The sequence below is a fragment of the Neobacillus sp. B4I6 genome (assembly GCF_050434045.1).
GTDB lineage: Bacteria > Bacillota > Bacilli > Bacillales > Cytobacillaceae > Neobacillus.
On record NZ_JBNPWB010000002.1, the window covers coordinates 3,480,851 to 3,505,592 of the forward strand.

Annotated in this window: 26 protein-coding genes; 2 read left to right on the plus strand and 24 right to left on the minus strand. The window is 39.9% G+C overall.

Features of this window, described 5'->3' with window-relative positions:
• Positions 1 to 144 precede the first annotated feature (144 nt).
• Positions 145 to 1,245: an AI-2E family transporter gene (locus QF028_RS19305; RefSeq protein ID WP_214999507.1), complete on the plus strand. Its 1,101-nt coding sequence runs from the start codon at positions 145 to 147 to the stop codon at positions 1,243 to 1,245.
• Positions 1,246 to 1,330: 85 nt separating this feature from the next.
• Here QF028_RS19305 and QF028_RS19310 read toward each other — a convergent pair whose 3' ends face one another.
• The 8 genes from QF028_RS19310 to cyoE form a co-directional block, all read right to left on the minus strand.
• Entirely contained in the window at positions 1,331 to 2,086 is a 756-nt protein-coding gene (locus tag QF028_RS19310) for a TPM domain-containing protein (protein ID WP_429467848.1), read from the minus strand.
• Complete coding sequence (locus QF028_RS19315; protein ID WP_373605355.1) at positions 2,086 to 2,646, minus strand: LemA family protein; 561 nt, start codon at positions 2,644 to 2,646, stop codon at positions 2,086 to 2,088. The genes QF028_RS19310 and QF028_RS19315 overlap by 1 nt, the downstream gene beginning before the upstream one ends.
• A gap of 172 nt (positions 2,647 to 2,818) precedes the next feature.
• Positions 2,819 to 3,376 carry a hypothetical protein gene (locus tag QF028_RS19320; RefSeq protein ID WP_429467851.1) on the minus strand — a complete coding sequence of 186 codons (558 nt, stop codon included), beginning with the start codon at positions 3,374 to 3,376 and terminating at the stop codon, positions 2,819 to 2,821.
• 2 nt (positions 3,377 to 3,378) lie between these two features.
• Complete coding sequence (locus tag QF028_RS19325; protein WP_168242542.1) at positions 3,379 to 4,011, minus strand: SCO family protein; 633 nt, start codon at positions 4,009 to 4,011, stop codon at positions 3,379 to 3,381.
• 103 nt (positions 4,012 to 4,114) lie between these two features.
• Positions 4,115 to 5,797 (minus strand): cbb3-type cytochrome c oxidase subunit I, encoded by a 1,683-nt coding sequence (locus QF028_RS19330; protein ID WP_429467853.1) that lies wholly within the window; start codon positions 5,795 to 5,797, stop codon positions 4,115 to 4,117.
• Positions 5,798 to 5,811: 14 nt separating this feature from the next.
• The gene (locus QF028_RS19335; RefSeq protein WP_168242540.1) at positions 5,812 to 6,279 is read right to left on the minus strand and encodes a cytochrome c oxidase subunit II; all 468 of its coding nucleotides are present in this window, start codon (positions 6,277 to 6,279) and stop codon (positions 5,812 to 5,814) included.
• Positions 6,280 to 6,294: 15 nt separating this feature from the next.
• Positions 6,295 to 6,444, minus strand: coding sequence for a hypothetical protein (locus tag QF028_RS19340; protein ID WP_168242539.1), 150 nt, complete (start codon positions 6,442 to 6,444; stop codon positions 6,295 to 6,297).
• Positions 6,445 to 6,660: 216 nt separating this feature from the next.
• Positions 6,661 to 7,602 (minus strand): heme o synthase, encoded by a 942-nt coding sequence (gene cyoE / locus QF028_RS19345; RefSeq protein WP_429467857.1) that lies wholly within the window; start codon positions 7,600 to 7,602, stop codon positions 6,661 to 6,663.
• Between the two features lie 295 nt (positions 7,603 to 7,897).
• Between cyoE and QF028_RS19350 the strand changes: the two genes are divergently transcribed.
• On the plus strand, positions 7,898 to 8,794 hold the full coding sequence (locus QF028_RS19350) for a DNA glycosylase (protein ID WP_429472424.1): 897 nt from the start codon (positions 7,898 to 7,900) through the stop codon (positions 8,792 to 8,794).
• A 100-nt stretch (positions 8,795 to 8,894) separates the two neighbouring features.
• Here QF028_RS19350 and QF028_RS19355 read toward each other — a convergent pair whose 3' ends face one another.
• The 16 genes from QF028_RS19355 to QF028_RS19430 all read right to left on the minus strand — a co-directional run bounded on the left by QF028_RS19355 (position 8,895) and on the right by QF028_RS19430 (position 24,640).
• The gene (locus QF028_RS19355) at positions 8,895 to 10,397 is read right to left on the minus strand and encodes an amino acid permease (RefSeq protein ID WP_429467860.1); all 1,503 of its coding nucleotides are present in this window, start codon (positions 10,395 to 10,397) and stop codon (positions 8,895 to 8,897) included.
• 103 nt (positions 10,398 to 10,500) lie between these two features.
• On the minus strand, positions 10,501 to 10,779 hold the full coding sequence (locus QF028_RS19360) for a YokU family protein (protein ID WP_214732270.1): 279 nt from the start codon (positions 10,777 to 10,779) through the stop codon (positions 10,501 to 10,503).
• A gap of 2 nt (positions 10,780 to 10,781) precedes the next feature.
• A complete protein-coding gene (gene ablA, locus QF028_RS19365; RefSeq protein WP_214999521.1) occupies positions 10,782 to 12,191 on the minus strand; it encodes a lysine 2,3-aminomutase in 1,410 nt (469 codons plus the stop codon).
• Positions 12,192 to 12,264: 73 nt separating this feature from the next.
• Positions 12,265 to 12,744, minus strand: coding sequence for a GNAT family N-acetyltransferase (locus tag QF028_RS19370; RefSeq protein ID WP_429467862.1), 480 nt, complete (start codon positions 12,742 to 12,744; stop codon positions 12,265 to 12,267).
• The gene (locus tag QF028_RS19375; protein WP_429467865.1) at positions 12,732 to 14,252 is read right to left on the minus strand and encodes a M81 family metallopeptidase; all 1,521 of its coding nucleotides are present in this window, start codon (positions 14,250 to 14,252) and stop codon (positions 12,732 to 12,734) included. The genes QF028_RS19370 and QF028_RS19375 overlap by 13 nt, the downstream gene beginning before the upstream one ends.
• A gap of 21 nt (positions 14,253 to 14,273) precedes the next feature.
• The gene (locus QF028_RS19380) at positions 14,274 to 15,734 is read right to left on the minus strand and encodes an aldehyde dehydrogenase family protein (RefSeq protein WP_429467867.1); all 1,461 of its coding nucleotides are present in this window, start codon (positions 15,732 to 15,734) and stop codon (positions 14,274 to 14,276) included.
• Positions 15,735 to 15,776: 42 nt separating this feature from the next.
• Complete coding sequence (locus tag QF028_RS19385; protein WP_429467870.1) at positions 15,777 to 17,072, minus strand: aspartate aminotransferase family protein; 1,296 nt, start codon at positions 17,070 to 17,072, stop codon at positions 15,777 to 15,779.
• The gene (locus QF028_RS19390) at positions 17,056 to 18,441 is read right to left on the minus strand and encodes an aspartate aminotransferase family protein (protein WP_429467872.1); all 1,386 of its coding nucleotides are present in this window, start codon (positions 18,439 to 18,441) and stop codon (positions 17,056 to 17,058) included. The genes QF028_RS19385 and QF028_RS19390 overlap by 17 nt, the downstream gene beginning before the upstream one ends.
• Positions 18,429 to 19,619: a thiolase family protein gene (locus QF028_RS19395; RefSeq protein ID WP_429467874.1), complete on the minus strand. Its 1,191-nt coding sequence runs from the start codon at positions 19,617 to 19,619 to the stop codon at positions 18,429 to 18,431. The genes QF028_RS19390 and QF028_RS19395 overlap by 13 nt, the downstream gene beginning before the upstream one ends.
• Positions 19,619 to 20,281: a 3-oxoacid CoA-transferase subunit B gene (locus QF028_RS19400; protein ID WP_214999535.1), complete on the minus strand. Its 663-nt coding sequence runs from the start codon at positions 20,279 to 20,281 to the stop codon at positions 19,619 to 19,621. Before QF028_RS19400 ends, QF028_RS19395 begins: the two co-directional genes overlap by 1 nt.
• Before the next feature lies 1 nt (position 20,282).
• The gene (locus QF028_RS19405) at positions 20,283 to 20,939 is read right to left on the minus strand and encodes a CoA transferase subunit A (protein WP_429467876.1); all 657 of its coding nucleotides are present in this window, start codon (positions 20,937 to 20,939) and stop codon (positions 20,283 to 20,285) included.
• 190 nt (positions 20,940 to 21,129) lie between these two features.
• The gene (locus QF028_RS19410; RefSeq protein WP_168242528.1) at positions 21,130 to 21,459 is read right to left on the minus strand and encodes a DUF3870 domain-containing protein; all 330 of its coding nucleotides are present in this window, start codon (positions 21,457 to 21,459) and stop codon (positions 21,130 to 21,132) included.
• A gap of 215 nt (positions 21,460 to 21,674) precedes the next feature.
• Positions 21,675 to 22,556 (minus strand): pyridoxal 5'-phosphate synthase lyase subunit PdxS, encoded by an 882-nt coding sequence (gene pdxS, locus QF028_RS19415; protein WP_214717086.1) that lies wholly within the window; start codon positions 22,554 to 22,556, stop codon positions 21,675 to 21,677.
• A 237-nt stretch (positions 22,557 to 22,793) separates the two neighbouring features.
• Entirely contained in the window at positions 22,794 to 23,564 is a 771-nt protein-coding gene (locus QF028_RS19420; RefSeq protein WP_429467880.1) for a hypothetical protein, read from the minus strand.
• A 616-nt stretch (positions 23,565 to 24,180) separates the two neighbouring features.
• Positions 24,181 to 24,432 carry a CBO0543 family protein gene (locus QF028_RS19425; RefSeq protein ID WP_429467882.1) on the minus strand — a complete coding sequence of 84 codons (252 nt, stop codon included), beginning with the start codon at positions 24,430 to 24,432 and terminating at the stop codon, positions 24,181 to 24,183.
• The gene (locus QF028_RS19430) at positions 24,314 to 24,640 is read right to left on the minus strand and encodes a CBO0543 family protein (RefSeq protein ID WP_429467884.1); all 327 of its coding nucleotides are present in this window, start codon (positions 24,638 to 24,640) and stop codon (positions 24,314 to 24,316) included. The genes QF028_RS19425 and QF028_RS19430 overlap by 119 nt, the downstream gene beginning before the upstream one ends.
• Positions 24,641 to 24,742 lie beyond the last annotated feature (102 nt).

Below are 24,742 nucleotides of genomic sequence, written 5' to 3' on the forward strand. Positions count from 1 at the left end.
TATTCCTATTAAGTATACGATAAAATGAGGCGAAAGTTTCATTTTTTTGAGTGGTGCCTGACACCGAGAAAAATTCTAGAATTTGTCTTCTGTTCCATGTTTTTGATATAATTTTAGCTATAATAAAAGAAAAAGGGGAACATAATGTCAAAAAGAAAATTCCAATACGGGTTAATCCAGATCCTATTAATTTTAACCATCATCTTTGTCTCAACAAAGATTTCATTTTTATTCATGCCGATTGGGATCTTTTTCTCTACTCTTTTTTTCCCAATTCTTATTACCGGATTTCTATTTTTCTTACTAAATCCAATCGTTAATTTTCTTCAGCGTCAAAAAGTGCCGAGAATTCTTGCCATCCTGATCATTTATGTCGTGTTTATTGGCATTCTGGTATTAGCGATTGGCAGCTTGGTCCCTGCCATCACAGAGCAATTCACCGCCCTTGCGAATGCACTTCCTGATTATGCTAACAAGACCTTGCAGTATTTTGATAAGCTATCACGCAGTTCTGAATTCAAATGGATCATGAAAGAGCAAAATGACCTTTTGGAAACAGGTAAACAAAAACTGATTGCCTACGCAAACACCTTACCGGATAGGGTTACCGGTGGCATTACAAATATACTCGGTGTGTTTGCTAATATTGCGGTCATTTTAGCCACCGTTCCTTTTTTATTATTCTACATGTTTAAGGATGGACATAAGTTCCCTAAGGCCCTCACTAAATTCCTTCCTGCAACATATAGAGATGCCGGGTTAATTATGTTGAAAGAGACTGGTGAAACACTTTCCTCCTATATTCAGGGACAAGTTATTGTAGCCCTGTCAGTAGGAACTCTTGCTTTTGTTGGTTACTTAATTATTGATTTGCCTTTTGCGCTAGTTATGGCCTTAATTGTAGCGTTTACCAACATAATTCCTTATGTCGGGCCAATTCTCGGCGGTGCCCCTGCTGTGATTGTTGCTCTTTTTGATTCACCTACCAAAGCCTTATTGGTTATCGTGATTATCGTTATTGCTCAGCAGGTTGAAGGCAATGTCTTATCTCCGCTCATCCTTGGAAAATCATTAGATACCCATCCAGCGACAATTATTATTGTTTTACTCGCTGCAGGAAATTTAGCTGGAATCTTAGGGATGGTGTTGGCAGTACCGTTCTATGCCGTAGTAAAAACGATTGTTTTAAATGTAATAAAGTTTCTAAGGGCTCGAAAAATGGCAACGATAACTGACGAACCATAAGAATTTATTAATAAAAATTAATAGAATATAAAAAACTGTTAGGAGAAAGGTCTCCTAACAGTTTTTCGATTTTCTGGCAAGGGTATCACCATCCTCGGCCTGCACCACCGCCACCGGATGAACCTCCTCCGCCCCCTCTAGAACTACCACTACCACCGCCTCCTCTGCCTCCACCTCTGGAGATGATAGATAAGAGAAGGTAGGTGAGCGTTCCTCCAAAAAACTTAAAATCTAAAAACACAACGCCTATAATAACAATGACCATTAACCAACCGGGAATACCCAATCCTTTTTCACCGGTTGCCTGTGTCTGCTTACTAACGTCTCCTTCTTTGCCATACTCGGCGAGGACTTCGTTTGCTAAAGCTTTATAGGTTTCAACAATTGCTCGATTTGGCTGTTGATTTTTTAAAAATGGAATGGCATATTCATCAAGAATTCGACCTGCTTTTCCATCCGGAATTCTGCCTTCCAATCCATAGCCTACTTCAATCCTTACTTTGCGTTCTTGCATGGATAAGACGAGCAATACACCGTTGTTTTCCTGTTTATTTCCGATTCCATATTGCCGAAAAGCTTCATTTGCAAACTCTTCTATCGGTCGATCCCCGATAGTACCCACAGTTAGAACAGCAATTTGTGCCGTTGTTTGGTCTTCAATGTTCCTGCCTAAATTGATTAATTCTGCTCTTTCTGTTTCGTTTAATACATTGGCAAAATCCTGTACGTAAATGTCTCCAACAGGTGCCGGAATTTGGACATCCTCAGCTTGTGCATTCACAGCACAGAGAAAAAAAGTGATAAACACCAACAAAAGGCTGAAGATCCGTTTTGTTTTCATTATTGATCGTCCCCAAAGTCAACTTTTGGAGCCTCTTTGGCACTAGGGTCTGCTTTAAAATATTCTTTTTCATCAAACCCAGTTATGCCTGCAATAATTGCCCCAGGGAATCTTTTTACTTTTTTATTGTACACCGCCACTTGATCATTATAATCTTTACGTGCGACAGCTATTCTGTTTTCTGTTCCTGCAAGTTCATCCATTAATTGGGTAAACTGCTGATTTGCTTTAAGATCGGGATAATTTTCTACGACTACAAGTAGACGGCTTAACGCACCTGAAAGTTCTGCGTTTGCTGTGGCTTGTGCCTGCGGCGTATTCGCACCCGCTAGTCTTGCACGTGCATCTGAGATTGATGCAATTACTTCTTTTTCATGCGAAGCAAAACCCTTCACTGTATTTACTAAGTTCGGAATTAAATCCAGCCTTCTTTGCAGTTGGTTTTCAATTTGAGAATAGGACTGGTCCACATTTTCCTCTAAATTGACAAAAGAGTTATAGCTGGAAATTAACATTGCACCAAAAATAACAATCACTGCTACAATTATTCCAATCACCATATAACCTTTTTTCAAAATCATCACGTCCCTTCCCTTATAGTATATTTCAATTTCAAAAAATTTTCCTTTTCCAACAGTTATCATTTGTAAAAAGTACCAAATTACACTCGTATTTTAGCCTTTTCACAAAATAGAGCCTAATCCATAAAGGATTAGGCTCATCTGTATTTAATTATTCATATTTCGATGGATCAACAAAAGCGATATAAACCTTATAAATTACCATGCAGATTGCCGTCGTCAAAAATCCCCAGCCAAGCGTGATTTGCTGGATTACAAGGTAGTTATTACATAATTGCACAGGCGAGTCAATGTACAACCAGCCCATTCCAAAAAACAAGATTGCAAAAAAGTAAAAAGTAATGTCCTTCCCAATTGGGCGAAGTTTTTTCCAGCTATCCCTTAGTGGTATACCAGCTAATAATGGTAAACTGACAAATTTAAATAGTTCCATGCTTTGTTCATTCAATGCTTCATCCATTGAACGAGGCAGCGTCCAGTAAACAACGATGATAACAAACAACAAAATTCCTGGTATACCATTACCATTCCATTTTTCAAAAAAGTGAGGGAATCGAAGTTGAAAAAATCGTGCCATTAGAAATCCTGTAAAAATTAACAAAGGCATTTGCATATGCATGTGAATAACCATGACGGATTCCATTAAATTTGCAACAGGCGGGAGTATTAAGGCAAGAAGTAACAAAAAGCCATAGATTGATTGCTTCAAGATTACTCCCCCGCTTCCTTCTTAAGAATGCCTACAAGCTTATTAGCGGCTTCATCAATCTTTTTATAGTCTAAGACATCAAGCAGACTGCCATTTTTATCCACCAAATAAAAAGCTGAATTATGTGCAAAACTTCCATTTCCGTCAGGAATAACAATAACACCAAATTCTTTTAACAACGAATCCAATTCAGCTTGATTTGGTATTCTTGCCATCCTCCATGTTTCTCCATCACTATTAAAATAGCCTCGGTATTTTTCTAATGTACCTGGATCATCCCTGACAGGATCAAAACTTATGCTTAAAAATTCAATATCTTTGCCCATATATTTGCTTGGTATCTTATCGTAAACCTTAGACATGTTCATTTCTAATTGCGGGCAAACTGTTGTACAAGACGTATAAAGAAAGGTAATAAAAACATACTTGCCCTTAAACTCAGAAATAGAATAATTTCTCCCTTTACTATCCTCAAAGCTTACTTCTGGGAATTTGGGCTTATCGCCAATTAGTTTATTGACCCGTGCCGTTTCTGACGTAAATGCTCGGAATCCATCGGTTCCTATATAGAACAACGCACACCCAAATAAGATAACAAGCAAACACGCAAATGTATTATGCCGATTTTTGATCACGAAGATCACTTCCCAAATTATTGATTTTGCAAATGTATGACTAAATTAAGTATAAAGAGATAGCCCAAACCAACGAGCTATCTCTTTTTAAATTAATATTATATTACCAAGTTTTGAATGGTGGTGATCCCGGAGGTGCATTAACGATAAATTCAGTTAGTGGGATGACATAGGCCATTGCAACAACTAATAGCATTATTACAATCCAAAGGCCCCAACGCTCTGTCCAATATGGAGTTTTAGTTGCATTATCTTCTTCCTCAGCGATAGGAAATTCTGTTTCTCCCTTTGGTGCAAAAAACATCATATTCATTACTGCATACACTTGAAGAATAACACCGATAATTAACAAGGTACCGCCAACAGCTAAGCACATTAAATATGGGCTCCAGCTTAATGCTGTTGCATTGTCTCCATAAGTTGTAAAAGAAGTTCTACGCGGGGAACCAAGTAATCCAACCCAATGCATAGCCCCTGACATAAAGATCATTCCTATTGTCCAAATCCAAGTTTGGATTACACCTATTTTATTTATTTGTGGTGTTAATACACGTTTTGAAATATATGGAACTAACCAATAACTAATGCCAAAGAACGTCATCACTACGGACATGCCAAGCGTTAAGTGAAAATGTCCAACAATCCACATCGTATTATGAACGACCTGATCCAATTGGTTAGTGCTTTGAGCAATTCCACCAGCACCAGCAGGTATAAAGGCAATCATCGCAATCATTGGAGCTAAGAAACGAACATCGCCCCATGGCATTTTTTTATACCATCCGATTAAGCCTTTTCCACCTTGTTTTCTTGCTGTACGTTCAAAAACGGCAAACATGGCGAATGCTGTCATTAAGGACGGGAATCCAATCGCCAAACTCATAAATACGTGCATAAATTTAACGGCTGGATCAATTCCTGGGTCAACAATTTGGTGATGGAACCCACCTGTAATATTCATAACTACTAAGCCAATAATAACGACACGAGTTAACGTATCACTCCAGCGTTTTCCACCAATAATTTTAGGTACAACGACATACCATGCGGAAACAGCAGTTAAATACCAAATATTAACTAACGTATGTCCAAAGGCCCAAAATAGTGTACGTGCCACCATAACATTGATTGTTTCGACCCAGCCAAATGACCAAGGAATAATCATAACGATTACTTCTATCGCTACAGGCATGGAACCGAAAAATAATAGGACAAATACTCCAGTAGCAAAATAAGCAAGTATTGGTACATGCTGTCCTTTGTTATTCTTTCTCCAATTCGCAACCTGGATAAAGGCACCGAAAGCACACATCCAAACACCAACCACAATTAATGCCAAACCAATATAAAACATTGGTGCAGCTGCCATTGGCGGATAGAAAGTATACATTACAGATGCATCACCCATAATGATTGGAATTACTGCTAAAACAAACCCGACAATCTTCAATCCAAAGCCAATCCATGCGATCTTTCTTACTTTTGGAAGAATCCCCCCTAAAGTATGTGAAAGACTGGCATAAAAATAACCAATCGTAAAGAAAGCAGTTAATACAACAACTAATAGTAAACCATGTGCTGTCAGAACTTGATAATAGTTAATCCATGAAGGTAATTCCAGAATTCCTGCACGGTTCAGACCCTGCACAAGGCCAAGAATTCCGCCAAGTAGTAATGCTATAAATGCTACAAATATATATGATTTCGTTAATAGGGCATCTTCCATGCTGATTCCCATCACTTTACCTGCTTTATCTTTAAATGTCTTTGATTTTGCTGTTTGCATTTTGTTTCCCCCCTTTATTTAACCGTAATCGTTGTACTCATCATTTGGTGACCGGCACCGCAATATTCATTACATAACACTAAATACGTTCCCGCTTTATTAAATTTTTGAGTGATTTTTTGAATATGTCCTGGCATGACCATTGCATTTAAGTTTGTACCTGCAACTTCAAATCCATGGACAACATCTTTTGAGGTTAATGTAAAATGCACTGTCGATCCAGCAGGGACTTCGATATTACCTGGATTAAAACTGAAAGCTTGTAATGTCATAACTACTTCATATTCATTTTCGCCAATCTTTGTAATACCCGGTTTATTGAATGGTGCTGTTTGGTCTACCTTTTGTGGATCAATTAGTTCATTATTACTCGGCGGTCCCATTTCCAAGGCAAATGCTTGATAGCCAGTAATAAGCATGAATATCATGATCATACCGAAACTCAAGGTAAGCCATATTTTTTCATCCAGATGCATTTTCATATCTTTCATCCCCTCCTATACTCTAGCCATATAAAGGCCATATAATATTAAATACGTAGCGAGAATTACGACCCCAACCACTCCTACAGAAATCCATGTTCCTTTTAATGGTGCCTCTTGCCCTTCACCATGCTTTTTTTTGTTGTTAACTTTTGTGTCCCCCACTGAAAATCAACTCCCTTATATTTCATACCTTAATAATAGATGGGAATGATTATCATCGAAGTGAACTGTATCACATTTGCTCAGCTTTTTTCGTGAACACCCAAAAGGAACTGCCTTTTTCAAACACAAAAAAGCTGCTCCATTAGTTTGCAAATAACTTGCATACTTTTGGACCAGCCTTCACTTATCTATAGTTTGAGTTTCATTTGATCTCGACTAACTAAACACCGGCAATGTAACAATTACCATCAAGAGAAACAATATAGTTATATAATTAACGGAATATAGAAAATTCACATGTGCCCATTTTAAATCATCTTTAGTAAAAAATCCACTGATACTCACAACCAACCATCCAACGTTAAGCAATGTAGCAATCACCATAAATGTAGTTCCAAGCATCGTTAATAAAAATGGTAATGGAAATAAGCATGCAATATAGATCACCATTTGCCGTTTAGTCACAGTCAATCCGCGAACAACGGGAAGCATGGCTACTCCAGCTGCTTTATATTCTTTATATTTCTTTACGGCAATCGCAAAGGTATGCGGCATTTGAAAAATAAACAAGATAAGAAACAAGATCATTGGGACTCTTTGAAAACCAGGTGCGATGGCTGTCCATCCTATTAAAGGTGTAACGGCACCGGAAATACTTCCAATTACTGTATTAATTGTATACCGCCGTTTTGACCACATGGTATATAAAAAAACATAAGTAAACCATCCGACAAAGGAGTATATCGCCGCTTCAACGGTCGTAAAGAGTAAAAGGATTTGACCTAATACACTTAGAGCAATACCTATTGTTAAAACTGCGTTCAAAGAAATATTCCCCGTTACTGTTGGACGACCCTTTGTTCGATCCATTACAGTGTCAATATCAACATCGTACCAGTTATTGAGCGCGAGGGCCCCGGCCATTACCATTGTACTTCCGAAAATTGTTAAGAAAAATAGATCCAGGTGTGCTGTAAAAGAAGTATTGGTAAAATGTAAGGCTAACCAGAATCCTGCAAAGACAGGCAAAACATTTGCGATTAATACATTTGCTTTAAAAAGTAACTTTAGATCAGTCATTATGTTAGATGTATTTCGTTGATTCAATATCGTAACTTTTCCATCCTTCTGTAGAGAAGGTATCTCATTATTTGTCATCTAATATCCTCTCCTAAGAAGTCTTCCAAACAAACCAAAGATAATTCTATCATACTACATTTCGATTATCTCACAAAATCCGGTGTCAGGCACCTGGAAATGGCTGTTGGATATTTCCATTTGGAACTTCTAGTTTAATACTCCTGTCCTTTGTTCAAAGAATCAATAAGGACATTTTGAATATAACAGCATGATATTAAAATTAATTTTACATATCTGTGATTATAATAGAATATAGCAAAAATGATGGGTGGGGATTAAATTGTCCAATACACTAAACACACTTGGGGAAGAAATTAACGAAGTTAATGAGGATATTGTCATTCCATTGCCTGAAGCGTTTGATATGAAAGCAAACTTTGGATACCTGCAGCGGAATAAAAATGAATGTATGTATGAAATTGAAAATGATAACATTACAAGAGTCATCGCAAGTGGCGAAATTCAAACACTTGTACAAATAAAAGTAAACGAGAAAAACCAAATGGTTGTACACTTTTTAAAAGGTAAACCGCGCAATCCTAATAAGGTGGTCCATTATATTCGAGAATGGTTTGACCTCGATAACGATTTAACTCCCTTTTATGAAATTGCCAAAGCTGATCCCTTACTTAAAATGCCCGTAAAAGACTTTTATGGATTACGCCTTATCGGCATTCCCGATTTGTTTGAAGCTCTTTGCTGGGGGGTCTTAGGCCAGCAAATTAACTTAGGATTCGCTTACACATTAAAGAGACAATTCGTTGAAAAATTTGGTGAGTCCATCGAATGGGATGGCAAAAATTATTGGATATTCCCTTCCTATGAACGAATTGCACAGCTCACACCAAAGGATCTCGCAGATATTAAAATGACCGTCAAAAAGAGTGAATTTATTATTGGAATTGCCAAATTAATGGCGAGCGGCGAATTATCCAAGGAAAAATTAATGGAATCCGGTCATTTTAAAGAGGTAGAAAAAAGCTTAATTAAAATACGCGGGATTGGCCCATGGACAGCCAATTATGTGCTGATGCGCTGCCTTCGTTTTCCGACTGCCTTCCCGATCGATGATGTCGGTCTAATTAATGCGATAAAAACGCTGCTAAATATGGATAGAAAGCCGACCAAAGAAGAAATCCTTGCATTATCAATCCCGTGGGCAAATTGGGAATCCTATGCAACCTTCTATTTATGGCGAGTTCTCTACTAGTCAAAAAGCACTAGCTAGGTTTAGCTTGTGCTTTTTGGCAGGTCCATAGCTATTCCATTTTAATTCACCTTATAGAATTTATACCCATCCTCTATACCTTCTATTTTGATGATATCTCATCAAAAGAACATTCCTTTAGTGGAACGACCTTCGATTTATGAACAAGTTTATACCCAAGCCATAATGCCAAAAAGATCGGTAAACCAATATACGACACGGCTATTCCATACCAATCAATCTCACTTGCTAGAAAAGCTTGATAATTTTGGCCGAAAATAACAAAGACACACATCGCAAAAGCAAGAATCGGACCAAGCGGAAACCATTTCGCTTTAAATTTCAAATCATTCATGTCCCTGCCCTGGGCCATATATGCTTTTCTAAAACGATAATGGCTGACTGCAATTCCTAGCCAAGCAATAAATCCAGTTAAGCCTGACGCATTTAATAACCATGTATACACTTGATCTCCAAAAATGGACGTTAAAAAGGCAAAGCCTCCGATAATCGTCGTCATGACAAGGGCATTCATCGGAATCCCGCGATTATTTACATTTTGTAAAAATTTAGGTGCCTGACCGTCCTTTGCCATGGACCAAAGCATGCGTGTCGAAGCATATAAACCGGAACTCCCTGCCGATAAGACCGATGTCAAAATGACCGCATTCATCACAGATGCCGCAAATGCAATGCCCACTTTCTCAAATACAAGGGTAAAAGGGCTGACAGCGATGCTGTCGACATCCCTGCCTAAAAGGTTTGGACTTGTATAAGGAATAATAAGGCCAATGACAGCAATGGCAACGACATAGAATAGAAGAATTCGCCAAAATACTTGTCGAATCGCCTTTGGTACGTTTTTCTCCGGCTCTTCACTTTCTCCTGCAGCAATCCCCACGAGTTCCGTTCCTTGAAAGGAAAAACCTGCAATGAAAAAAATACTTAAAATGGACAAAAGGCCGCCATGAACCGGAGCATCTCCCATAGTAAAGTTTTTAAACCCGATAAACTGTCCGCCAAGAATACCGAAAATGGTAAGCAAACCGACTCCAATGAAAACGATGATTGTCACTACTTTTATTAAGGAGAACCAATACTCGGATTCTCCGTAACTTTTAACCGACAATGCATTCAATAAAAAGATTAGACCTAAAAACAGTGCACTCCACACGATGCTCGGTACATCCGGAAACCAGAACTTCATAATAATTGCTGATGCAGCTATTTCAACCGCCAGTGTAATAGCCCAGTTAAACCAATAATTCCAACCAAGCGCAAAACCAAATGCTGGATCGACAAAACGACTACCATATGTTGAAAATGATCCCGAAACCGGCATTAAGGTAGCCATTTCTCCGAGACTTGTCATTAAAAAGTAGACCATAATCCCGATTGCCCCATAAGCTATTAACGCTCCACCAGGTCCAGCTGTTTGAATGGACGCCCCTGTCGCTAGAAATAACCCTGTCCCGATTGACCCTCCAATAGCAATCATCGTCATGTGACGTGCCTTTAGATTGCGTTTAATATGCTCTTTACTTTCCTTATTATTCTGATGTTTCTGATTATTTTTGTCATTATTATAGATGTTGATTGCTTCCATTCTTGTCCTCCTTAATTCTTCATCTATTAGCATCTATCTAACTTTTTAGAAAATATATGCCATCTCCCACTTAATATTGAAAAATGAGAGATGGCTAGGCTAATTATTTCGAAAAATCAAAGTAGTTTCGCTTCAATAAGCGTGGAGCGGCCATAAGTGTTTCATACGTCATACTTTTTTCGAGCTTTGAGCAATCAATTAAAAATAGATGATCCTCAATTTCTTTCACCGTATGATCTGTTTGATAGGTCATACCGCATTCCAAGCAATGAATGGATGGAGTGTCCTTAATTTCGATCGCATTTGTTCCATCTGGAAGTTCCCAATACACTTTGTTGCTCGTTTCACGTGCTGTGTCAGATTCGCACCATTGACAAATCAAAATTATTCCTCCTTTGCTCCCACTGTTTCATATTTCTTCATTTGTGATTGGAATTTTTTCTCTTTTAACTCGTCACGTTTGTCACGTTTATCTTTTAATGAACTATGCTCAATATTTTCCTTATACGTTTTGCGGCGATCTAACCGTTTTAATCCTTCAGGTGTAAGGTTAAATTTCGTATCATCAATAATGGATAGAACACCATTACTTTCAAACTTTTCAAACACTTCAGGATAAACCTTTTTGTAGTAATCCTCTGCACTGCCTGACTGATAATTTGTTGGTTCTGGATAGGATGTAATGACACCTTCAAAGTTACGCAATACGACTTTATTAGAACTTTGAGAAATGATATAGTTCGGCTGCAATGGAATTTTACCGCCTCCACCCGGGGCATCAACAATAAATGTTGGAACGGCATAACCCGATGTATGGCCGCGAAGTCCTTCCATAATTTCCAATCCTTTGCTGATTGGTGCACGGAAATGGCCAATCCCTTCAGATAAATCACATTGGTAAATATAATATGGACGAACGCGAATTTTAACAAGGTCATGCATAAGCTGTTTCATGATCGGTACACTGTCGTTAATGCCTGCTAAAATAACAGCCTGGTTACCAACAGGTACACCAACATTTGCAAGCATTTCACACGCACGCTTCGATTCTTCCGTAATTTCAATAGATGTATTGAAATGTGTATTCAACCAAACTGGATGATACTTTTTCAAGATATTACAAAGATTTTCGGTAATACGCTGTGGGAATACGACAGGTGCTCTTGTACCGATTCGAATAATTTCTACATGCGGAATCTCACGTAAATTCTTTAAAATATATTCTAAAATATTGTCATTAATAAGGAGCCCGTCTCCTCCGGAAATTAACACATCTCTAATCTGTGGGTTAGATGCGATATAATTAATCGCTGTGTCTAACTGTTTCTTTGGTACACCCATTCCGATTTGTCCGGAGAAGCGCCTTCTTGTGCAGTAACGGCAGTACATGGAGCATTGGTTTGTTACTAGGAACAACACGCGATCAGGATAACGATGTGTTAACCCAGGTACTGGTGAATCTTCATCTTCGTGCAGGGGATCTTCTAAATCATATCTTGTTTTATGCAATTCTGCAGAAATCGGAACAGACTGCATTCGAACCGGACATCTTGAATCATCAGGATCCATAAGCGATGCATAATATGGCGTGATGTTTAATGGGATTGTTTTTGTTGAGATTAAAACCCCTTCCTCTTCTTCTGGTGTTAAGTTAACTACTTTCTTTAAGTCATCTAAATTTTTGATTGTATTCGTCAATTGCCAAACCCAATCGTTCCATTGCTCCTCTGTAACATCCTTCCAAAGCTCGATTTCTTTCCAATGTCTTTTTGGTTTGAATAAATTGTTTCTCATCATAAACTCCTCCTAAAATTAGCCTATTTTCTATTGACCATTTTTGATGAATTTTCATCTGATCATTACTATATTAAGAAATGAGGTATTCCATATAATAGCGATTTTCCCCTTCACCAAATTCATCGAATCTCGTTTCTTTTATGACAAACCCTAATTTTTCATATAACTTGACGGCTGCCTTGTTTTTAGTACTGACCGTCAAGCAAACCTTACGAAAACCATCTTGCTTTAGAAGCGGATAAATTTCCTGTAAAAATAATTTCCCGATTCCTTTCCCTTGCTGGTCGGAGCGGACATAAAACCCAAAAATGTAGGCTTTATGAATATCACTGTAAGCTCTCATCACTTCGCAAATCGCAACCGGCCTTGGATCATTTTGCTGCCGGTATTGAATGAGTTTCCCGTAGCGTGTAAGCGGGACAAGGGCTTGTTCATCTACTGCTCCTAATCCCGGAAACGCATCTTGCTCAAGCTCCATCATCATTTTTAGCTGTTCTGGATTCAATGAAGCTGGTACTTCGACATAATAGGTTTTGTTCAATGTTTCCATTTTTCTGTCCCCCTCCGTTCTACTTCATATTGGATATCATCCAGCGGCCAAATTGGCTTAGGAATGTAACGATACGTAAAAGTTGTTAACCGATTGGATGCAACACCAGGTGCATCCACATAAATGATACGGCCAACAATCGGCTCAAACGCTGCCCGAAAATGATTTTTAGCCTTTAACCCAAGAATTCTCTTTGCCTGCGGCTCAAGGCCAATATGACGAAACATTTCCGGATCATTCGCTGACATCGGCCTTCCAATAAGTAGGACATCCATCTCGCCAACGCGAATGTGTGCCGTTCCCTTTAAATCCACTTTTAAATGCTGATTGAAGGGCCCAGAATTGTGAAATATACCGTCTGATAGAGCCACGACCGTTGCTTCGACCTGAACGGGTTCCCCAAATTCTGGAGATACTTTCCCACCAAGGGATAACGATACCTTGTGTCCGACTCCTGCATTACGGCATGCCTCAATAGATTCGGGATCGTAGAGTCCTCCAAACAGTGTGTCAGGAATATTCATGTCTACCATTTTTCGAAGAAGCTCTGTTGTATCCCCGCTCCCGCAGCTTAAAGGATTATCCGAGATGTCCACCAGCACTACCGGTTTGTCATCATCAATCGACATCGCCAAATCTAGCCCTTCTGTTACACCGGGCAAATCCATGATAAATTCTTCTCTTACACTCCAGAACAAGGAAGCCATCTTTTGGGCAGTCTCTTTTCCTTTTTGCGGATCGAGCGAAACAACAAGTACACTTGCACCGACCATGGGAATATCCGAGTAAGGAAAGCCACCAAATACGGACACATGATGAATTCCTTCTTCCTCTTCGGCTTGTTTCGCCCACTCGATCATTTGGTGCATCGGCCCTTCTGCAGTTCTCATATTGATAGAGGGAGGCATCATCGGCAATTTTTCAAAAGAAGCGTAGTAAGTCACACCTTCCTTTAATTGTTTTAACAAAGCGATTGCCGCATGTATGCCTTGTTCGTACATATCAATATGCGGATATGTTTTAAATCCAAAATGAAGCGGTGTGTAATCAATCATTTTTCTGCTTAAATTGGCGTGCATATCCAGGGTCGTCGCAATCGGGACATTCTGTCCGATATGCTCACGAATTTTTCCTAGTAAATGCTCTTCTGGATCAAAGAGGTCCTCCACTACCATCGCTCCATGCAGTGCAAGCAATAATCCGTCCAGCCTTCCAGCCTCCCGGATTGACTGGAGCATTTGCTCTTCGATGATGGAATACGCTTCTGTTGATACTACGCCCGATGGGACCGCTGCCGCACAAAGCAGCGGCACGATTTCTACATCCTCTTCCTGTTTCAATACATCCAAAAACCCGCCCACTTCCGTTTTCGTACCAATATAGGCATCATAAATTTCATCGCCGATAAAGTATCCTTCATTTCGAAACTGTTCGATTTCAGTTTTCATCGGGCTGAAACTGTGGGATTCATGGTAAAAGAATGCAATACCGATACGATGTTTTCTCATGTTCTCCCCCATCCCGTTCATTTAATAGTTCGTATAAATCGACTTCCACTCTGTCATGACATCGAATGCATGATGGGAAACTTCACGGTGACCGTTTCCGGACATTTTCATGCCTCCAAATGCAACTCCCATTTCGGCATTGGATGTTCCGTTATTAATATAGACAAGTCCGCTTACTGCTTCCTTCGCAGCACGGTTCGCATAATGAAGGCTCTCTGTATAAATAGAAGTTGATAGCCCATAAATTGTCCCGTTATTTACCTCCATGGCTTCCTCATATGAATCTACTTCAATGATGGCAAGAACAGGACCAAATATTTCTTCCTGGGCAATGGTATCATTCGGTTTCACATTTTCAATTATTGTCGGTTCATAATAATAGCCGCCTAATTCTTTAACTCGCTGACCGCCTGATACAATTTTCCCACCTTCTTCAATCGCTGTTTTTACATATTTTTCGACTATATGAAGCTGGTCTTCATTTACGAGAGGTCCCACTTGTTTCCCTTCTTCAAGTCCATTTCCTATTTTCATAGATTTTGTTATTTCGACTACTTTTTGTATGAGCAGTTCCTTTACCGGATGCTCGACGATTACTCGGCTTGCCGCTGTACAGCGCTGACCAGTTGTCGTAAACGCTGATTTTACGATTCCGTCTGCCGCCTTGTCCAAGTCCGCATCCTTCAAGACGATCACTGCATTTTTCCCACCCAATTCCAATGAAATACGTTTTAATGTTTTACTGCTCATTTCAGCCAGCTTTTGTCCGACTTCTGTTGAGCCCGTAAACGAAATGACTTTAACATCCGTATGCTCTGCTAGTGTTTGACCGACTGTTCTTCCTGAACCGGTAATTAAGTTCACAACCCCTGCTGGCAATCCAGCTTCATCTAACACTTCCACAAAAATCTTTGCCGATAGCGCAACCTCTGAAGCAGGCTTCCATACGACAGTATTACCAGCAATCAGAGCTGAAAAGATTTTGTAGGAAGCAAGCGCAACCGGAAAGTTCCAAGGGGTAATGCACGCCGCAACTCCAAGAGGTTCACGAACCATTCGTACGTTCCGGTCTGGGAAGCCCGCAGGGACCGTTTCTCCAAAGAGGCGTCGTCCCTCGCCTGCCATATATTGAGCAGTCGCGATGACCACTCCGACTTCACCTATAGACTCTGGCAGCACTTTGCCCATCTCCATTGTCATGACACTAGCAAGTTCCTGTTTTCGTATTTCAAACAATTGGGCTGCTTTCGTTAAATAAGCCGCTCGTTCTGGAATGGGGGTGTTCTTCCATTGTGAATACGCTTCATTCGCTTTTGTGACAGCCTCATCTACTTGCTCTGTTGTGGCTGAAGCACATACGCCGAAAAGTTCCCCCGTTGCCGGATTTAAGCTTTCAAAGTAGGACTGACCGGGGGCACTTACCCATTTTCCATTTATATAAAGATCTCCCTGAAGAATATCTGTTTTGATTTGACTTGACATAAACTTGACCTCCTTTTTCGTGGTATTCCGAGGAATCGAAAATTAGTTTCCGGAAATAGTTTCTGTTATCACATCTTCTAAAATCGTTAATCCTATATCTAGTACATCTTCTTGAATATTAAGAGGCAGCATTAATCGGATCGTTTGCCCGCTTACACCGCAGTTCATAATGAGCAATCCATTTTCCAGTGCTTTCGATTTAATTTTCGGTACAAAGAAAGCAGCAGATTGCGAATCGAATTCAATACCGATCATCATGCCGACTCCTCGAACTTCAACAATGCCCGGTAAATGTCCTACCGAATTATGAAGTCGACCGACAATCTTGGCACCGAGTTTAGCACTGCGTTCTACTAGCTTCTCTTCCTCAATGACCTCAATGTTTGCCAATGCCGCAGCACAAGAAACTGGATTTCCTCCAAATGTCGAACCATGACCGGCCGTCGGCCATTTTTCATGAAGCTCACGACTTGCTACAATAGCACCAAGAGGCATGCCGCCGGAGAGGGCTTTTGCCAGTACTAAAATATCAGGAGTCACATTCGCATGCTCTGCCGCGAACATTTTGCCTGTACGGCCAAATCCTGTTTGTACTTCGTCAAAGATAAGCAAAATGCCGTGTTCCTCTGTCATCTTTCTTAACGACTGCAAAAAGCTTGGCGGCGCCGGATAATAGCCGCCTTCGCCCATTACCGGTTCAATGATAATGGCCGCTACACGTGAAGGATCAACGCGTAAATCGAACAATTTTTGAAGCTGATTCAAACAATACTCTTCAGCTTCTTCTTCTCTAATGTTTTTCAGCTGGCTGGGATACGGATATGGAACGTGATACACCTCACCTAAAATCGGTTCATAATAACGGCGGTATTTAGAGCTTGATGCCGTAATAGCTGTTGCTCCTAATGTACGGCCATGAAACGATCCTTCAAAAGCAATGATGGCGGGTCTCCCTGTGGCCGCCTTTGCTAGTTTAAGTGCACCGTCAATAGCTTCAGCTCCCGAATTGGAGAAAAAGACAGTGTCTAGATTTCCTGGTGTGATTTGAGCAAGCTTTTCTGCCAAATTCGCTGCCGTTTCATAATAACCATAGTTCAATCCAAGATGAATCAAATTTTCAGCTTGCTTTTTAATGGCTTCCACCATTTTTTCGTTCGTATGCCCGACTGCATTGACGGCCACTCCTGAAACAAAATCGATATATTCCTTTCCGTCTGTCGTCCAAAATTTGGCGCCATGCGCTTTTTCAATGACAAGCTCCGTTACCCTTGTCATGACCGGTGATAAATGCTTTCGTGCTTTTTCTTGAATTTCGTTTGTTTTACTTTGTAATTTCATATGCCTCATCCTTTCTAAATTGGCCCTGGAATATCGATAATGATTCATCTAGTATTCTCACAATTTCATCAATTTCTATTTTCGTGACATTTAAAGGAGGACTGATGATAAAGTGCTCCCCCATGGTGCCGTCAATTGAACCGGAACCGGGATAAAAAACCGCACCGAGTTCCATCGCAATTCCATTCAATCTTTCAGCAGCTTTTTCAGTAGGTTTGAACAATAGATCCTGCTCACGATCCTTCACAAGCTCCATACCGATTAAAAGCCCTCTGCCCCGAACATCAGATATATAAGAATGTTTTTGCTTCAGTTCCATAAGACGGTTGAAAAGGTAGGTCCCTTGTTTTTTTACGTTTTCCAGCACCATATCTCGCTCATATACGTCTAATGCAGCAAGGCCCGCTGCCACTGCCACAGGATGCCCGCTATAGGTATAACCGTGAATAAATTTCCCGTCACTGTTTTGAATGAGTCCATCGATTAACCGTTCATGAACAATCATTCCGGCCAGCGGAGCATATCCTGCCGAAACCCCTTTTCCAAACGTGATGATATCAGGTTCGATTCCAATCTGTTCTGTCGCAAAGTTGGTACCAGTACGGCCGAATCCAGTCATCACTTCATCGATAATTAAGACGATTTCGTAACGATCACACAGCTCTCGAACTTTCTCAAAATACCCCAGCGGCGGTGGAACAGCACCTTGCTGGCTTCCGACAATCGGTTCGGCGATAAATGCCGACACGTTCTCAGGACCAATTTCTAAAATGGTTCTTTCAATATCCGTTACACACGTCCAGTTTTGTTTGGAGAGACAATCATCTTTTTGACGATCGTATGGACATCGGTGGCAGTAAGGAGAATAGACATGGGCATAGTTTAAAAGATTAGGAGTGTATGCATGCCTTCTTTTAACGTCTCCTCCTGCTGATAAAGAGCCGATGGTGTTTCCGTGATACGATTGCCATCGCCCGATCACCATGTGTTTTTGGGGTCTTCCGGCGTCCCTATGATATTGCCTAGCCAGCTTCAAAGCACTTTCATTTGCTTCGGAGCCTCCGGTTGTAAAATACACTTTATTTAAATGGTCGGGGGCCATTTTTCCGATTGTTTCAGCCAGTTCATGCAACGCTTTCGTCTCGAAGCGCATTGTATGGACGAAAGCTGCTTTTTTTGCTTGTTCTGCCATGGCCTCTCCTATAGAACTAATCCCATGGCCCAAGTTGGCTGCAACCGCTCCCGAGCAAGCATCCAAATATTTTTTCCCGTTCTCATCTATGAGATAGACCCCTGCACCGTGGGTAATAATCGGGTACTCCTTTTTTAAATCACGATGAAACACGTAGTCTTTTTTTATTCCATCCATCTTTCCACCACCATTGCCATTCCTAATCCTCCTGCCACACAAATCGTTGCAAGGCCATATTGCCGCTTTTGTTTTTCAAGCTCATGACATAATGTAGTGACGATTCTTGCACCGGAGCACCCAAGTGGATGCCCTAAGGCAATCGCTCCTCCGTTTACATTCACTTTATCTCCTTTTATGTCCCATTCTTTTAAACAAGCAAGACTTTGAGCGGCAAATGCTTCATTTAATTCAATCAAATCGATATCCTCCAAAAGAAGACCCGCTTTTTTCAAAGCAATTTGGGATGCAGGAACCGGACCAATTCCCATTTCTTTTGGTGATACACCCGCTGCAGCAAAGGAACGAATCCTTGCCATCGGAACCACTCCAAGTTGTTTCGCTTTTTCTTCCGACATCAACAGCAGCATCGAGGCGCCATCATTTCTTCCGGATGAGTTTCCGGCAGTTACCGTACCATCCTTTTGAAACACAGAACTTAATGTTCCTAACTTTTCAATGTCCGTCAATCTTGGGTACTCATCTATCGCAAAGTGTCTAATCCCCTTTTTCCCTTCCTTTACCGGAACAGGAATGATTTCTTCTTCAAAATGGCCCATTTCAATTGCACGTTTCGATTTTTGCTGACTCGTGAAGGCAAATTCATCTTGTTCACGGCGGCTAATGTTATATTTTTCAGCCAGCCACTCAGCTGTTTGCCCCATCGTGAAACGGCCGTATATCTCCTCCGGCTGCGATTTTGGCTGACTTTCCGTATTTGAATCATACAGCGTCATATCTCCCATCTTGTGGCCGAAACGAGTGCCAACCATATAATGAGGCGCTTGCGACATGTTTTCGACGCCTCCTGCTAAAACGACTTCCGCCTGACCAGTCAAAATGGACATCGCCCCGTTAATGACAGCCTGCATGCCCGAACCACACTGACGATGAACAGTATAAGCAGGAATCGATTCTGGAAAATGGGACTGTAATGCCGCGACTCTTGCAATATTCGGAGCATGCGCACTCTGCTTTGTTTGGCCGACGATGACTTCATCGACAATATTGGCACCGTATCCGGAAGCAGAAAGATTATTTTTCATGATGAGAGATACGAGCTCTTCTGGAGGCGTATCTGCCAGTGATCCGGCGAAGCTTCCGATAGCAGTCCGAAACGCATTTACGATTACAACCACTATGCAGTCACCTCTTTGCCTCTATTGAAAGATTCAGCAATTTGAAAGGGTGCGTCCGTTTTCTGTTGAACTTCCTCAAGGGAAGTTCCAGGGGACAGCTCAATAAGATGAAGTCCATCTTCCTTTACAGCGAACACCGCCAAATCGGTAATAATTAAATCCACTATTCGTTCCGATGTGATCGGATAGGTTAATTCCTTGACAATTTTTGACTCTCCCTGGTTAGAAGTATGCATTGTTGTTACGATTACCTTTTTGGAGCCTTCCAATAAATCCATCGCCCCGCCTACACCAAGAACACTTTTTCCTGGGACGGCCCAGTTGGCGATCCGGCCAATTGCATCGATTTGCAGCACACCAAGAATCGAAACGCTTACATGTCCTCCGCGAATCATTGCAAAAGAGGAAGCGCTATCAAAATAGGATGACCCTTCCAATACTGTGACAGGAAGTTTTCCTGCATTGACAAGATTTTGGTCAATATGCTCTGGATCAGGCGTAGGACCTACTCCAAGAATGCCGTTTTCAGAGTGTAAAAAAACTTTAACATCTGATGGAATGTAATCAGCCACCAGCGTTGGAATCCCTATCCCCAAATTGACGATATCCCCATCCTTCAATTCCTTCGCCGCTCTTGCAGCAATGTATTGTTTCACGTTCAAGCTAGTTCCCGCCCTTCACAACGATAAAATCAACGTATAAATGAGGAGTCACAATTTCTTCAGGAGAAATTTGGCCTACCTCCACAATCTCGTCCACCTCGGCAATAACCACATCCGCAGCTGTTGCCATCATCGGATTGAAGTTTCTTGCCGATTTGCTGTAAATGAGATTTCCTAATTGATCCGCTTTTTTCGCTTTAATTAAAGAAAAATTGGCTTTAAGAGGCTCTTGGAACACATACTTTTTACCGTTAAGGGTACGCTCTTCTTTGTTTTCAGCGATTTTCGTTCCTACGCTGACTGGTGTATAAAACCCTCCTAATCCCGCACCGCCCGCTCGAATGGCTTCAGACATCGTTCCTTGCGGGAGAAGCTCCACTTCCATTTCCTTATCCTGATAAGCCTTAACCACCTCCGGGTTGGATGTAAAATACGAACCTATCGCTTTTTTCACTTGTCTTTGCCGTACTAAAACTCCAAGACCTCTGCCTGGTTCACCAAGGTTATTACTAATAATCTCTAAGTCTTTCACTTTCGTTTGCGCCAAAGCGGCTATTAAACTAAGCGGACTTCCTACAAGTCCAAATCCACCTACCATAATTCGAGAGCCGCTTTTAACCTTTTTTACAGCTTCTTCGCATGTAATCAGCTTGCTCATGTTTTTTTATACCTGCCTCTCCATCGACTTTTGTGGATGTAACAGTTCGGTAAAATAAAAAACCGAGCAAAACATAAATCTCTATAAAGAATGTCGTTCCAACGAACATTCCTTACAAAGAGTTCATGTTTGCCCGGTTTTAATAAGACCATGGGAAGAGGTCATCTTCCCACTTTATTATAACCAAACGTTATGTATTCATTTGCTTCACATTATCCCAGTAACGTTGAACTGCAGCTTGTAGAGCCACAATGATCGCTTGCTGGGATGGAGCAAAATAAAAACTTTGAATTCGTTTAATCAACTGCTCGACACCGTCTTCAAGACAGTAGCCTATCAGCAGTTTTTGAAAATAATTTTTAGTTAGTTCAGTTACGAATGTGAATTCAGCTCCGATAATCTTATGATCTTTCAGATTCACTTCGAGAACAATTCCAGCATGCTTATACATTTCATACATGGACGTTCCCTGTGGAGCTTTTGCATATCCTGTAACAATCACTGTTTCCAGTGTTTGCATGCTATAATCCACCTTTCAAAAATCCACTGAACATGTTTCTAACACGAGTATACGGGTCAGAATAAACAATGTCAATGTGAATATTTAAAATTTTCAAAAATGTTAAAGCGCTTTCACTAACAAGAAAGAGCTTACGACTATTTTTTAGACCTATACACAATAAATAGATTATTCTCCCCTGTATGTTAAAATCCTTCTAGAAAAATTTGAAATTTTTACCAACCACGTTCCTGCATTCGCGCTTCAGGAGACAGAGTTGAAATCTCAATACCTTTCATTGCAATTCCAAGATTTTTTGAAATCTCTGCAATTAGTTTATAGTCCTTATAGTGGGTTGTTGCTTCCACGATAGCTCTAGCGAATTTTGCGGGGTTATCAGATTTGAAGATTCCAGAACCAACAAATACTCCATCAGCACCTAATTGCATCATAAGTGCAGCATCAGCAGGCGTTGCTACTCCACCAGCTGCAAAGTTTACTACAGGTAGACGTCCGTGACGCTTAATCTCTAGAAGAAGTTCATATGGAGCTCCAAGTAGCTTAGCCTCTGTCATCAATTCATCTTCACTCATTGTAGCGACTTTACGTACTTGTGCATTTACCTTACGGATATGGCGAACAGCTTCTACGATATTACCAGTTCCCGGCTCTCCTTTTGTACGAAGCATGGATGCACCTTCACCTATACGGCGTGCTGCTTCGCCAAGATCACGGCAACCACAAACAAATGGAACAGTGTAATCATTTTTATTTAGATGGTACTCTTCATCTGCTGGTGTTAAAACTTCACTCTCATCAATATAATCAACACCCATTGCTTCAAGTACTCGGGCTTCTACGATGTGTCCGATACGTGCTTTTGCCATAACTGGAATAGAAACCGCATTCATAACTTCTTCAGTAATTCGTGGATCTGCCATTCTTGCTACTCCGCCACTTGCACGGATATCAGAAGGAACGCGCTCCAATGCCATTACAGCTACCGCTCCTGCTTCCTCTGCTATTTTTGCTTGCTCAGCATTCACAACGTCCATAATGACGCCGCCCTTTTGCATTTCAGCCATACCTCTTTTTACACGATCCGTACCTGTTTTCATTGTTAAGCCTCCTTAGATGATTATAAACGTACCTACTTCTTTTAACAGGAAAATCTTTAATTTTCACTTATACACTTGCAATTACCGTGCCAATATTAAAAATACCTATTTGTTCACTATTTGTGGAAACAACATGCAAAATTTATTGGCACCATCCTTGTTTTTTTTTGCACGTAAACTGCAAAAATTTTGTTGAATTTTAGAGGTTTCTCTAAGGGAAACGGCCTTATATTCAAGTTATATATTTAAACGCTTGCTTCGGTGATTGGTTCCTTTATTTTTTTGAAAAATGTTGTAAATTGTATAGATTGAAAGCATAATGGCTGTTGCAATCGAAAGAATCAGGAGATTATAGATTGGGTTAATGGTTAGCCCTAAAACATGATAATTTGTTCCCCAGTTAAAAAATGTTTCTAACGGAGTTCCAGGTTCTGGTAATACACTGTAGAAATAAAATGAAGGCACACCATGACTGATGAAGATGTTATTGATGACGATTGTAATCAAAAAGTAAACTGATAGAATCGCAAAACTTTTCAAGAAATCTTTGAAATTAAATTTTGGTCTGTAGATAAACATCAAGTACATTGCACCGATTACGATAAACACATGTAATATCACGTAACAAATGGCACTCACTTCAAATAAACTAGAGTAATGGACTAATGGATCAGCGAAAACTAATGAAGTATAGCCAGCTGGCAATGACAACGTAATGGCAATCAATGATAAATATCCGTTTCTGTTAAAAATCGCTCCTGGTACAATTAACCAAGCAGACAAATGGCATAATTGCAATGGGATTAAATCTGATACCACATTACCCTTAAAGAAATTATTAATATTCCTAATGACCATAAAAAGTATTAAAATAACAGCCAATACCTTGCCAACTAAATGCTGTTTTTCAAAACTTTTCCCGCTCATCACTTTGATGATGACACAAGTAATTAAAATCGGAGAAATCATTAAGATGTAATGCGGCCAAGTATACATTTCAAAATGCATAACCTCTCCCCCTTCTCCTTAAGGTAGAGCCAGTTTCGTTCCACATTTACTGTTGCACATTAAGCTTATCAATTACCTAGCTCCCTTTTGTAAAAAAACAACTTTTCCTTCACTAATTAGTTTATTTATGCCATTAGAATTTTTATGTCTACATAAATTAATTAGAATAGGCGAATTCTTTATGAACTTATGAAATGAATAATAAGCATGCCAATAACAACATTTTGCGGAAGTTTTGTGTTGATAGAATCTCAAGCTCACTTAATCGGGCGGTAGTATAGGTAGAGCCTTTTGTCATTCCCTAATTGATTTTTACGGAAAGACAGCTACACATAAGGGTCTGCTGCAAATGCTGGATACAATAGTAGAGGGAAAAAGTGTTGAAATAATGTGTCATCCCCAGTATATCTATTTGTGTTTGGGTTCTGGTTACCTTGGCATTTAAGGTTAATTCGAATGAAAAAGGTTACAACTTAAATTTTCCAAGTCACCTTATACAAAACAATTAGAAGGAATAATAAAAAGAACTTCTTCTTTTAAGTAAGGGTGCGTTTAAAGAGTAATGATAAAGCCTAATTTCCCGCTTGCAATACGAAGTGATTAGGCTTTAGTAACTTTATCTTTCATGTCTGTTAATTAATTTTATAAGGATACGGATAAACATCATTAGAAAAAAGGTACTGATAAACGTGTGTCTCCATGTCCAAGTATGATATTCAATTAAATCAGTATATCTTTCCAAAAGAACCTCAATGATCGTTAAAACAGAGGTATACAATGCACATTTCAGAATAATAACTAGGATATCTTGAATAATAAGTTGCTTGATATAAGTAAATACAGACAACTGGAAATAAAAGATTTTCATAAAGAATGCTAGAACTGAAATAGTTACTTAAAAAGCTTATTGGATATTCAATCATTTTTCTTTCTACAACAAGAACACCAAGAAATGTTGAGAAAAAAGAGGTCAATAAGAAAATTAAAATCAAATCTTTGATTGGTGGTTTTCTTAAACTATAAAAGAATAAGGCGATTCCTATTATAAGTAGTGACCATAAAATGATTCTTTCCATGGATAATCAGTCCTTCAAAAATCGATAACTTTCTCATCAGTCATTATAACCAAAATAAAAATTAAATCTTTATCATTTAGAAATTTCTCATTTTTAAATTTA